This is a genomic window from Pseudarthrobacter sulfonivorans, assembly GCF_014712225.1.
Taxonomy (GTDB): Bacteria; Actinomycetota; Actinomycetes; order Actinomycetales; family Micrococcaceae; genus Arthrobacter; species Arthrobacter sulfonivorans.
Map to the genome: position 1 here is coordinate 195,569 of NZ_JACXBW010000010.1, position 12,184 is coordinate 207,752.

At 62.5% G+C, this 12,184-nt stretch carries 10 protein-coding genes; 1 reads left to right on the plus strand and 9 read right to left on the minus strand.

Translation table 11 applies throughout. The features are described from left to right. Nucleotides 1-4 precede the first annotated feature (4 nt). A complete protein-coding gene (locus IAQ70_RS14460) occupies nucleotides 5-1,963 on the plus strand; it encodes an MFS transporter (RefSeq protein ID WP_190990004.1) in 1,959 nt (652 codons plus the stop codon). An 829-nt stretch (nucleotides 1,964-2,792) separates the two neighbouring features. Here the strand turns inward: IAQ70_RS14460 and IAQ70_RS14465 are convergent. The 9 genes from IAQ70_RS14465 to IAQ70_RS14505 form a co-directional block, all read right to left on the minus strand. After that, nucleotides 2,793-4,160: an MFS transporter gene (locus tag IAQ70_RS14465; RefSeq protein WP_223860076.1), complete on the minus strand. Its 1,368-nt coding sequence runs from the start codon at nucleotides 4,158-4,160 to the stop codon at nucleotides 2,793-2,795. Nucleotides 4,161-4,221: 61 nt separating this feature from the next. Next, a complete protein-coding gene (locus IAQ70_RS14470) occupies nucleotides 4,222-5,496 on the minus strand; it encodes a M20 family metallo-hydrolase (protein ID WP_190990005.1) in 1,275 nt (424 codons plus the stop codon). Nucleotides 5,497-5,498: 2 nt separating this feature from the next. Further along, nucleotides 5,499-6,305, minus strand: coding sequence for an IclR family transcriptional regulator (locus IAQ70_RS14475; protein WP_190990006.1), 807 nt, complete (start codon nucleotides 6,303-6,305; stop codon nucleotides 5,499-5,501). A 2-nt stretch (nucleotides 6,306-6,307) separates the two neighbouring features. Continuing rightward, a complete protein-coding gene (locus IAQ70_RS14480; protein WP_190990007.1) occupies nucleotides 6,308-7,693 on the minus strand; it encodes a dihydroorotase in 1,386 nt (461 codons plus the stop codon). Nucleotides 7,694-7,973: 280 nt separating this feature from the next. After that, nucleotides 7,974-8,360: a hypothetical protein gene (locus tag IAQ70_RS14485; RefSeq protein WP_190990008.1), complete on the minus strand. Its 387-nt coding sequence runs from the start codon at nucleotides 8,358-8,360 to the stop codon at nucleotides 7,974-7,976. Between the two features lie 101 nt (nucleotides 8,361-8,461). Beyond that, the gene (locus IAQ70_RS14490) at nucleotides 8,462-9,049 is read right to left on the minus strand and encodes a hypothetical protein (protein ID WP_190990009.1); all 588 of its coding nucleotides are present in this window, start codon (nucleotides 9,047-9,049) and stop codon (nucleotides 8,462-8,464) included. A gap of 413 nt (nucleotides 9,050-9,462) precedes the next feature. Continuing rightward, the gene (locus IAQ70_RS14495) at nucleotides 9,463-10,008 is read right to left on the minus strand and encodes a carboxymuconolactone decarboxylase family protein (RefSeq protein WP_190990010.1); all 546 of its coding nucleotides are present in this window, start codon (nucleotides 10,006-10,008) and stop codon (nucleotides 9,463-9,465) included. A 139-nt stretch (nucleotides 10,009-10,147) separates the two neighbouring features. Then, on the minus strand, nucleotides 10,148-10,753 hold the full coding sequence (locus IAQ70_RS14500; protein WP_190990011.1) for a VOC family protein: 606 nt from the start codon (nucleotides 10,751-10,753) through the stop codon (nucleotides 10,148-10,150). Nucleotides 10,754-10,783: 30 nt separating this feature from the next. After that, nucleotides 10,784-12,163, minus strand: coding sequence for an MmgE/PrpD family protein (locus IAQ70_RS14505; protein ID WP_190990012.1), 1,380 nt, complete (start codon nucleotides 12,161-12,163; stop codon nucleotides 10,784-10,786). Nucleotides 12,164-12,184 lie beyond the last annotated feature (21 nt).

Below are 12,184 nucleotides of genomic sequence, written 5' to 3' on the forward strand. Positions count from 1 at the left end.
CAACATGATTGACTCGAGGCCAAGGCGGTCATCCTCCTCGGCCATCACCACCGTCCTGGCTCTCAGTGGCACCGTTGTTGCCCTTATGCACACGCTCGTGGTTCCGCTCCTCCCGGATTTCCCAGGGATCCTGGGAGTGACTGGCGACGACGCTTCCTGGCTTGTGACGGCGACTTTGCTTGCCAGCGCCGTGGCAACCCCCATCGTCTCCCGCAGCGCGGACATGTACGGTAAACGCAAAATGATGGTTATGTGCTTGGCCATTATGGTTGCGGGTTCGGTGCTGGCAGCGGTGGGCGGATCCTTCGTATGGCTGATCATCGGGCGTACACTCCAAGGCTTCGCAACCGCCCTGATACCGGTCGGCATCAGCATCATGCGTGATGAGCTGCCCAAGGAGAAGATGGGTTCCGCGGTCGCCTTGATGAGCGCCACTTTTGGAATCGGCAGTGCCATGGGCCTGCCCCTCGCGGGAGTCTTGTACCAGAACTTGGGGTGGGCAACAATATTCTGGGTTTGCGCAGCCGCAGGCGCTCTGCTGCTCGTTGCAGTGGTGGTGGTAGTGCCTGAATCCACGATCCGCACGCCTGGCCGCTTCGACTATGCCGGGGCGCTGGTGCTATCCGCGGCCTTGGTTGCCCTGTTGCTCGCCATTTCCAAGGGAGGCTCATGGGGCTGGGGCTCCGAGCCGGTTCTCCTACTCTTCCTCGCTGCCGCAGTACTGTTGGCCGCATGGGTCCCCCACGAACTTAGGGTTAGCCAGCCTATGGTTGACCTGCGGACCTCTGCCCGCCGCGCCGTGTTAATGACCAACGTGGCGACGCTGCTCATCGGATTCGCCATGTTCGCCAACATGCTTCTCACCACCCAACAGCTGCAGCTGCCCGCCTCCACCGGCTACGGTTTCGGGCTAAGCGCAATTACTGCCGGCCTTTGCATGGTCCCGTCCGGACTCGCCATGGTGCTGTTCGCGCCCATTTCCGGGCAAATGATCCGCGTCTTCGGTGGGAAGACTGCGCTGCTGTCCGGGGCAACCATTATGATTGCTGGCTACGTGGGACGCGTCTTCTTCTACGATTCAATAGCCTCGGTGGTTATTGGATCAGCTGTAGTCAGCGTGGGCACAGCCATCGCCTATGCCTCCATGCCGACGCTGATCATGGGCGCGGTTCCCATAACAGAAACGGCCTCCGCTAACGGGCTGAACAGCCTGGTTCGTTCTATAGGAACGTCAATGTCCAGCGCTGCGGTCGCCGCAGTCCTCACCTCAGTGACCATGACCATAGGGGCCCAACGTCTCCCCGCCTTCGACGCATTCAAGGACGTTTTTTGGATGGCAGCGTTGGCATCGGCGGCTTCCATGCTGGCGGCGGTCTTCATCCCCCGCTCCGCCACCTCAGGTCGCGATGCCCCCGGCGTCACTGCCGGCGAGCTCGTAGTCCGAGGACGTGTCCTGGCCCCCGACAGGCGTCCCCTAACTCCAGCAATCGTTACGGTCCTTCAACTCAGCGGGGAGCCGGTGGACTGGAGCCGGGTAGACACAGAGGGAAACTATTCGGTGGCGCTTCCCGGCTCAGGCAAATATCTCATGGTGGCCAATACGGCAGGATGGACGCCCATGGCCGAAGTTTTCGAGTTCGACGGCCTCACCCTAGAGCACAACTTCCTGCTACGGGACAGACTGAAGATCAGCGGAGCAGTATGCGTGGGCGGTGAGGCTATCGCCGGCGCAATGGTGACCCTACTCCAAGGCACTGGAGGCCATGTTGCCACTACTCGGACGGACGACGACGGGGCGTATGCTTTTCCGCTGCCCCCCGCGGGACGCTACCTCGTGACCACGCTCCATCCACCAACAGAGCAGGCCATGGCCCTTAAGCTCGCGGTGGACAACCATTCGGTCACCCTGAACCTCGTCGCGCCGCCAGCAAAGAAGACTCCGAGGATCCCGCGGGAATTCTGACCGGTGAGGGGCCTAATGGGGCTGGAGTTGTTCAAGTCGAATTTCAATCGGTTACGGCACAGTGGACCCCGCGGATTCTGAACCGGACTCCTTGGAAGTCGTCCGGGCGCTTGCCCTGGACATCATGAACCACGGCGGTTCTTCCGCACTCGGGTACGTCTTCCTGCGGAGTCAAGCCTGATCACGCTCAGACGTTGTCCTCGTCACTGCTGGTTCTTAGAAAATCAGTGGGTGGGCACGTTTAAGTCATGGGCCATAAGATGTGCGTCGTCATGAACAGCCATAGGGGTCACTGAGATTCGTACAGGGCAGGCGAAAAGCGCCCGGGTAGACCCGGGAGGACGAGCACTGCGATGCAGCCAGCAATTGCAGCCGTCCAGATGCCGCTTACGCAGAGCGGGCGGATGAATTAGGAAGAACGGGCTAAATCTTCGGTTCGAATCCTCCTGCCGACCCAACAGGCGGTGACCTGCGGGGTTACTGCCGTGGGCAGTCGGGAGAAGGCGATGCCCCCACGTGACTCACCTTTTACTCACCCTGATCGGGGTCCGGTGACTCCTCTTTCAACCCGAGATTGAGTGCGAGCTTCATGTCCAGATGAGTGAGTGGGGGCCGGAGGGCCCGGCTAACCCTTCACTCGCAGCGCCCGTTCGCGAATATTCCATTGGCCCGGCTGGGTGATCGAATCGGGTCGATGCACTGCGACAGCGGTTAATCATTCCCACGCGCAATGGGCAACGAGTGATGCCAGCGGCTCGCCTTCGATAAGGCGAGCCACCGGCGTCGTGCCTCTACGGGCCCAAGCATGATGTACTCGGTCCGCCGAAAGTCACCCGGCGGCGATCGCGGATTCCGCCTCCTGCTTGGCGATGAGCCGGAGGAAGGCCGGGAGTGTCGCGAGGGCCACGAGTCCGGCCATGACCACATAAATGCCTGTCGCGAACGATGTGAGCTGCACGGCCCACGTCATGAGCGCCGGGGTGAAGCCGGCGAAGAAGATCGCCGCGATGTTGTAGGAGAATGATGTTCCGGTCGAGCGGACCTTCGCTGGGAACACGCGGGCGAGGGCCGAGGGGATGATGCCCGCGAAGCCGGAGACCGCGATGCACAGCGCGATGTGGACCACGATGAGCACCGGCAGCGTCGGAACGGCGTGCAGCACTAGTAGGGCGGGAACGGGGACGGCGATGAGCACCCATGTCATCCATCGCAAGGTGCGTTCGGTGCCGAACCTGTCGGCGAGGCGGCCTGCGTAGACGCATGCGAAGATCATGAACACGTTGCCCACGAGCGAGGCCCAGAATGCCTCGTTCGGCGTGAATCCGAGGGCCACGGTCTTGGATGAGTAGTACGTGGGCGCGTAGATGACGAGCGCGTAGACACTCACGGTCCACAGGATGGCCATGAGCGCGGCCACGATGAGCTGCTTCGGGTAGTGCCGGAAGAGCTCGCGGATCGGTGAGCGCTTCTCCGCGCCCATCGACTCCTTCATGCTGAGGAATTCCTCGGTCTCGTCCAGTTGCTTGCGGATGTACACTGCGACCGGGACGATCAGGAGTCCGATGAAGAACGGGATGCGCCATGCCCACTCCGTGAGCTCGCTCTGGGAGAACGTGGATGTGATGACGACGCCGATGAGCGCCGACATCGCGTTGGCGAGGCCCATCGAGCCCTGCAGCCAGCCGGTCAGGCCGGCACGCCGCTCCACGGGGGCCTTCTCGACGAGGTACGCGGTCGCGCCGCCGATCTCGCCGCCCGCGGAGAAGCCCTGGAACAGCCGCCCGACGAGCAGGAGGATGGGGGCGCCGATGCCGATCGCCCAGAACGGCGGGGCGAAGCCGATGATGAACGTGCCTACGGCCATCAGCGAAACCGTCAGGGTCAGCGTTGCCTTGCGGCCGTGCGTGTCGCCATAGGAACCGAGGACGATGGCACCGAGCGGGCGGGCGAGGAACCCGACCGCGAAGACGAGGAACGTCGCGATAAGGCCGGACGAGGAGTCGCCCTGCATGAAGAAGTTGACGCTGATGTATGAGGCGAAGAACGCGTAGCTCGAGAAGTCGAACCATTCAAGGGCGTTACCGGCGGCAGCGGCGATAACGACCTTGCGCAGCGGATCCTTGCCGGGCCTGGCGGAGCCTGCTGGCTTCGCTTGGCCCATGGTGGGGGTTGCTTTAGACGGGAGGGTCTTGGACATAGGGGGTCCTTGGGGGATGTGTTGTAAACAGGATAAGGGGAAATTGAGTGACCTGCGCCGCTCAGGCGGCAAGGGTCTCGGCGCGGTCCAGCTCGGACAGGGTCTCTGCAAGGACGCGGATGCCGCGCACGATGTCGGCCGTGGGCGTGAATTCCTCGGCGCAGTGGCTGCGCCCTCCGGTGGAGGGGATGAAGATCATGCCCATGGGCCCGAGGTGGACCATGTGGGCCGCGTCGTGCCCGGCCCCGGACGGGACGGGCGTCCATGTGTGGCCGAGCCGGTCGGCGCTGGTTGCGATGACGTCCCGGATCGCGGACGCCGTGGGGACGGCGTCCTGGTCAGTGAGCCACTCGATCATGTGGGACACGCCGCGGCGGTCCGCTTCGAGGCCGATCTCCTGGGCGAGCCGACCCTTGGCCCCGGAAAGCCACTCCGAATCCGTGGAGCGGAGCTCGGCCCACAGCCGCGCCTCGGACGGGACCACGTTGAACGAGCCCGGATAGGACTCGATGCGGCCCGTGGTCGCGACGCCGTGCACGGGCGCCCCGCAGCCCTCGCGCTCGATCGTGAGCACGGCCGCCGCGGCGGCAGTGAGCGCGTCGAGGCGCGCGTCCATTGGGGTCGCGCCCGCATGGTCGGAGCGGCCGATGAACTTCGCCATGAGCCGGTCGATACCCGCGATCGCGGTCACGACTCCGATCTCGTGACCTGATTGCTCAAGCAGTGGCCCCTGCTCGATGTGCAGTTCGATGTACGCGTGCAGAGAGCCCGGCGCCCACGCATTTTTAAGGGCAGCCTGCGGGTCGAGGCCCACGGCAGTAAGGGTGTTGCCCATGCTCTGCCCGCTCGCGCCCGTCATGTCCAGGTGCTCGGGAAGGAGGATGCCGGCGATCGAACGGGAGCCGACGCAGGAGATGCCGAACTCGTTCGGCTCCTCGCCGAGGAAGTCCACCACGTAGAGGTCGCGGTTGAGGGTAACGCCTGCGCGGCGCAGTGCCTCGACGGCTTCGATCGCGCCGAGCACGCCGACGATCCCGTCGAACCGCCCGCCGCCGCGCACTGTATCGGTGTGAGACCCGGTCATGATCGGCTTGAGGGCCAGCCCGGACGCGGATGCGCGGCCGGGGAGGCGACCCACGATGTTCCCGCCGGTATCGTGCGTGACCTCCAGGCCGGCGTCGTGCATCCGCTTGGCGACGAACTCGCGGGAGGCGCGGTAGGGGTCGCTGAAGACCTGCCTCGTCCACCCGTCCTGGGTGGAGTCGACGTAGCCGGCGAGGTCGGCGATAGCCGCCTCGACGGATTGGGCGTCCGGCTCGATGAGCGTCTGGGTCATGATCAGTCTCCGGTTTCGGTGGGGTCGGTGGCGTTCCACGGCAGGCCGTCGGACGACGCCGGGAGGTGCTTCGTGAGGTGATCCGCGGCTTCGCGGAGGGTCGCCAGGAGGGGGTCGACGTCGGCGAACTGGGAGGAAGGCCCTGTGAGCGAGAGGCAGCAGAAGACGCTGCCCCGGTCGAACACGGGCAGGCCCAGGGCCGTCCATTGCGGCTGGATCTCACCATGGGAGAGGTCGTAGCCGCGCTGGCGGATTTCGGCCAGCTTGGCCGGAAGAGCCTCCGCCGTTGGCGTCGCGGCGGTGTATCGCTTGATACCCGAGGCAAGAACATTGGCGACCACTGCAGGCGCCGCGAAGGCGAGCAGCGGTGTCGCGCTCGCCCCGGCATAGAGGGTCCGGGTCGCACCGATCCGGAATACCGGGGCACCCGAGCTCCCCGCCGGGACAACGTCGAGGCACAAAGCAAGGGTGTGGACGCGGACGGTGAGGACTGCGGTGATGCCCGTGGCCCGGGCTGCCCGGATAAGCGCCGGCCGGGCATAGTCCACGAGGTGGGGGCCCTCCGTGGAGGCCGGTGCCATGGCGGCGCCGGCGTGGATGCGGCCGTCGTACTCGACGACGAACCCGGCCTCGCGGAGCTGGTTCACGATCCGGTATGTGGTGGCCAGCGGCAGCCCTGCACGTTCGGAGAGCTCCTTCACGCTCGCGCCGCTCGAAGCGGCTACGAGGTGCAGGAATCCCAGGCCACGGGCCAGGATTGACGATCCCTCCTGGCCCGTCGCGAGGATCCTCTCCAGTTCGCTGTCCATGGCTAGGCCCGCGTCACGTGGCGGCCGTAGCCGGCCTGCCCGAGCTCGCCGCTGGCGGAATCCCAGATGAGGCGGCCGCGCAGGAACGTTTTCTCGACGAACCCGCCCGGGCGCATGCCCGAGTACGGGGTCCAGCCGGCGTTGGAGTGCATTGCGTCGTCCTCGACGGTGTAGCCGGCGTCGGGGCGGAATACCATGAGGTCCGCGTCGAAGCCCGGCTCGAGGCGGCCTTTGCGGTCGCCGATGCCGAACCGGTCCGCGGGCCCGGACGTGAGAGCGGCGACGGCGTTGTGGAAGTAGGTGGCAGGGTCCTGGCTCCGCTTTAGGGCCCCTCCGAGGGTGACATTCACGAGGGTTTCGACGCCGGGAGCGCCCGAGGCGTTCTCGAGGATGTGTTCGTGGGACTTCATCGACAGGGGCCACGGGGCGTGGTCGGAGGAGATGATGGGGACGAGCCCGTCGCCGATTCCTTGCCAGAGGCCCTCCACATGCTCACGGTCGCGCAACGGCGGGTTGATCTTGAGTCGGGCGCCCTGGGCGTGCATGTCGTCCGCCGTGAACGTGAGATAGTGCGGGCACGTCTCCAGGGAGATGTCCGCGCCGTCCTCGTTCCACCAGGCAGCGAGCTTGACCGCGCGAGGGATGGACATGTGGCACAGGTGCAGGCGCGTGCCGCGGTCTTGGGCGATCTCCATCGCCGTCAGGACGCCTAGGGACTCGGAGACTGGCGGGCGGGTGCGTACATGGGTGAGCGGGTCGAGGGGGTTGGACTCGCGCTCAACGCGCTGGAGGTGCTGGACGATCTCGTTGTTCTCGGCATGCACGGCAAGAGTGCGCTTGACATCCGTGGTGGCAGCCATGATGTTGAGCAGCTCGGCGTCGTCGACGCGCGGGAAGCGGTTCGTGTCAGTGTGGTAAAGCGAGACTTTGTAGCCCACCACTCCGGCCTCGGCCATCGGTTCAGCCTCTCGCCACCCGCCGCCTGGCCAGAGCGTGCCCATGAGGGCGACGTCGGTGATGGCCTCGCGCGTGATGATCTCGCGCTTTCGGTTGACGAGGTCCGCGTCTCGGACGGGGCCGGTCCGGTCGAAGGGCATCTCGACGATGGTCGTGACTCCGCCGGCCGCAGCGGAGGTGGTCGCAGCGAGCATGCCCTCGCCCTCGTGGGAGTAGCAGTGGACGTGGGCGTCGATCGCGCCGGGGAGGACGTAGGCGTCGCCGACGTCGATGTGGCGGGCGCCGTCGAGTTCGGCTTCGCTTTGGGGGGAGCCGGAGGTGACACGGTCAATGGTCTCTCCGGAGATCCATACCGAGCCTTGGCCGTAGCTGCCGTTGGGAAGGCGCAGCGTCCCTGTGACGACGAGCGTGGGGCGTGGTGAAGAATTCATGATTCGAGTGTGACGGGGGCCTCTCTCGAATACCAAAGGGATTCCCGTAGATTGAGAATCTTACGTGGCTCGTACCTGCCGTTGGCCGACGCATGGAAAAGTAGACAGGGGGAGCCCTCGGCCGCAGTCCGTGAACAAGCTGCACCCGTCCTATGCGCCCTCGGCTCCGAGTTGGAGCTCAACGGGACAGGACTTACGACCGTGCATCTCGAGGATACTGCCACCCGTACTCAAGATTCTCGAAAACTCGTGGGCCGCGGCGCGTGACCGGCTGTCTACGTTACGCTGCGCCTTCGTTCCAAACGCTGTAAGCATCCCGAACCACCTCGTCGACCCCGGTGTATATTGACGGACGCATTCGGACGTAAGCCTTGAACATCTCATTGCGGAACCTCACGAGGCCTCGTTTTTGGATTCCTGGCACGAACAAAACGTCCCCGAACTCCGGCTTGCAGAGCTGTCCGCGATGGGTAGAGCTGCTACTGACGCCCAAGCTATTCTTGAGGATTTTGTAGACTTCGCCCGTGGGTATGTCGGGGTCGGTCCAATGGGCGAAGACCCTAAGCGTCTGCTCTCTAGCCAAGGAATCCCGGACTGCCGCCTGGTACATGTCCGAGAACTGCTGTGCCAACCTGCTATCTACGATTCCCTCGATGGCATTGTCCACGTGAGCTCGTTGGATCGTGTTGTAGCCGTGCCGGTCGGCTTCAATCACACACTGCTGTCCGAGAACGTGGACGAACCAGGGAAAGCCTGCCGCTACCTGGATCAACTTACCGATCGCAGCAGGGGAGAACTTGAAGTCGAAGTCTGCACCTTGCAGATAGTTCTGCTTTCCATGCGGTCTAGCTCGTCGACCACAAACAGGACGGGTTGAGCGTAGGTCAGTGTTAGCAGCTCGGAAAGCTGAACTAGTTTTTCCTCGAGATTCAAGTCTTGATAGCTCAGCCGCTGACTCTCGACCGCGTACTTCTTCGTGCTTTCCACTTCGACGAACTTCAGGGTCAAACATTTGCGCGTGACCCTGTCGATGAGTTGACTCGCATCGCTGGAACCGACTGATTCAACAGCTTCGGCCGCATTGACCAAGGCCTGCAGGTGGTCTTGGAAAGACTTCGTCGCATCTGTGCAGGTGACATATAAGGTGAGGTAGTGTCTGTCCGCTGGTAAAGCCAGACGTTCGGCATTCAGGATGCAAGAGCTCAGGATTTCCCATGGCAATGAGTCGGATTTGAGGGGCCAAACTCGATTTTCCGAGACCTCGGTCTCCATAAATGAGAGTGGAGCCTCTAAAATGCAAAGAACCAGCCAGTTCGCGTACCTGCTGGTTGCGCCCGGCAAAACGTTCAGGGTCATCCAGTTCAGTTGCCGGAAGGAACGCGTTCAGCATCACAGCACGGTTATTCATTTGGCTCTACACCAATTGTTCTTACGACTCTCAGACAACATACCTTCGGAAGTGAAACTGCAGTATTATGCCGCTAGCTATCGCGGAGGGCATAAACAAATTTGCTCGGTTGTCTCTTGCCGTCCGGGAATGGCTGTCCCAGCACGGCCGTCGCTGCCTCAGGCCCTTAGAATGGGTTTTTTCGTGCTGCCCTTAGTATCACTTGGTGCCGCGAAGTCCGCCGTTCGAAACCGCTGGCCGCTCCAAAAGCTCCTGGGAGCCTGAGCGAGTCGTCAAATCTCGTGAACTTCATCTGCCCTCGCTAACTGTGGAGAAAGCCTATGGGCCCCATAGGAGGCACTAGCGATCCGGTAAGGGGGTGCTACTTCAGCTGGATTGTGAATACGCCCGCAGGTCCGGATTCGTGGTCAATCTCGAACGTGTTCATCACGCGGCTGACCATCATGTAGAACCCGATGAGCAGTACGAGTTCTACGAGTTGGCTTTTGGTGAATCTCTTTTCCACTCGACGGAAGACGTCTTCGGGGGGAGTCGTTTCTCGGACAACGGCGTCAGTGAAGGCGATCAGGTCGAGTTCGGTATCGTCGAAGACATACTCAGTTTCCGGGTAGTCGCCGATGGCTTGAATCTTTTCATCGGAGAGCCCGACGCGGCGGGCTACAGCCGTGTGTTGCTTGATCTCATAGGAGGCCTGCGAGAGGTGGCCAACACGGAGAATCACAATCTCGCGGTCGACGTGGTCCAATGACGATCCGTGGCTCAGCCTTTGCCCAAGTGCCAATACCTCGGCGCCGGCGCCGTCGGAATTGGCGATCATCCGGAAGATGTTGATCTTCTTCTTTCCCTCCAGTGCCTTCACGATCTGGGGTGAGGCACTCTCGGGATCAAAGTATTCAATGCGGGCCATTCGGACTTCTCCATGTAGTTGATAAGGCTCGGTCAAACGAGCCGAAAGTGGTTGGCGGGTCGGTGGACGACCTGATCCCAAGGAGCCAAAGCGGCTCCTTGGGATCAGGTCGACTGTTAATGCAGAAGTCTTCTGGGGCCTAGGAAGCCAAGGCGACCCGTGCTGCCTTCAGCTTCTCGGCCTGCTCGGCCATCCACTCGGTGCGGGGCCGGGCTTCAGGATCCCGCTTCACGAGTTCGTCCGTCTGGCGAAGAATCTCCTCTTCGCTGTCTTCCAGGTTCAGCGGTTCACCCAGCGGCTGCTGTGTGTAGTAGTCGGAGTGTGTGTAAACCTCGATCATGTTGCCGTCCGGGTCATCGATGTAGATGCTCCAGGCGTTGCCGTGGTTCTTGACGACCTGCACGGGGATGCCTGTTTTCTGGACGTGCCGCCAGAATGCGCGCAGCTCGCTGAGGGTCGGGACGAGGAAGGAGATCTGCGCGGTGGTGGGCGGGGTGTCTTTGGCGCGTCCTTCGATCAGTGCAAGCTGGTGATGCTCTGAGGGATCGCCTGTGAGGAAGGCGCCGCGGCGCTTGATTCCGGCCTTGCCTGACTTACCGAGGCCGGAGTCGGAAATGATCATGCCGAACTCGCGGCAGTAGAACTCGACCATGGCATCCAGGTCCTTGCAGAAGATGCCGAGGTGCGCCAGCCGGGGGTTGAACTCAGTCTTCTGCGCGGCCGTCGTTGTGGTGGTTTCCGTCATCGTTCTTGTCCTTTGCTTTCTGTGGGATGCTCAGCGGCTTAGCTGGGCTGCGAGCTCGGTCACGTCGGTGACCTGCTCGAGGTTTTCAATCAGGTGAAGCGCGTGCTTGGCACGATCGTCGGAGACGAGGTTTGAGAACCGGATATTGCGCCAGTACTTATCGACTATGGCGTCGTAAGGGGCCGGAGTGTCGAGCCAGCCCGACGGATCTTCGCGGTAAGTCTCTACTACGCGCCCGTCCTTGAGGTGGATGGTCATCCGGATGGCGTGGTTTTTGCCTACGGGAAGGCCGGCCCTGAGCTTTACCCGGGCAGTCAGGTCCAGCACTGCGGGATCGTGGATTAGCTCCTCCGTGTAGTGCTCCAGCTCTGGTCTCCCGCGATGGAGCGCGTTGGCCACTGCGTAGGGGATGGTGAACAGGAACTTTGGCTGCTGGTCTTCTGCGGTGGCTACCTGGTTCAGGAAGTGATCGATCCGGTTGGGAGGCACATCGAGGAAGACCTCTTCCACTTGGTCGGCTGTAAAGCCATGCTCGTCGCGGAGCAGCATGGCGCATTCGATCGGATTATGGTTCCCGTAGCAGGAAGGGTGCAGCTTGTGTTGTCCCTTGACGTAGAAAATGGACCCTAGATCGGCCAACATGACATCCGGGTGGGGATCAGCGCAGTACAGGTTGAAGTAGCCCAACCGGCTCTCGAGCGCGTCCTGCACTCCGGAGAATCCGCCGACCGACAGTTGGCAGCTGAGAATGCCGTTGTACGCCGCCGCTGCGCCGGGAAGCTTGAAGGAGTGCACCCCGTCCCAGATGCCTTGGTAAGAACCTGCCATCAGGTTCAGCGCGATGCCGAAGGCGTTGCGGAGCTGGTCGTGGTTCAGTCCCATGAGACGGCCGGCTACAGCTACGGCACCGAACGCGTTGGAGGTTCCGCACACCTCGAAGTCGGCATCAAAGTTGAACGTGTTGGAGACGGAAATGCGCGCTGCGACATCACCTCCCAGGATCACTGCTGCGAGCATTTCCTTGCCGGTGGCGTGAGTGTATTCGCCCACGTTCAAGGCCAGTGGCTCAGTGGTACTGGCGACGTGACCCACCATTTTGCCCTTGTTGATCCCCTCGGGCTCCGGACCGCACACTTCAAAGTCGAAGGACCGCGTCTGCAGCGAATTCACCATCGCCGCATGTGGAAGGGGCAGCTTGGTCCCTGAGCCCAGGACGGTAGCCTGCGGAGCTCCACCCCATTCGCTGAAGAGATTGAGCATGGCATCGTTTCCCGAAGCGCCGGCTCCGGAAACAGTGCATCCTAATGCATCGATCAGGCGTTTCTTGGCCGCAAGGATCGTCTCCTCGTTGAAGGCCTCGAACGGAGTGTCGAGTACGTGCGAGACCAACTGGTCGACAATGGAAGGCAAAGTGGAACCTCCGGGTGATTG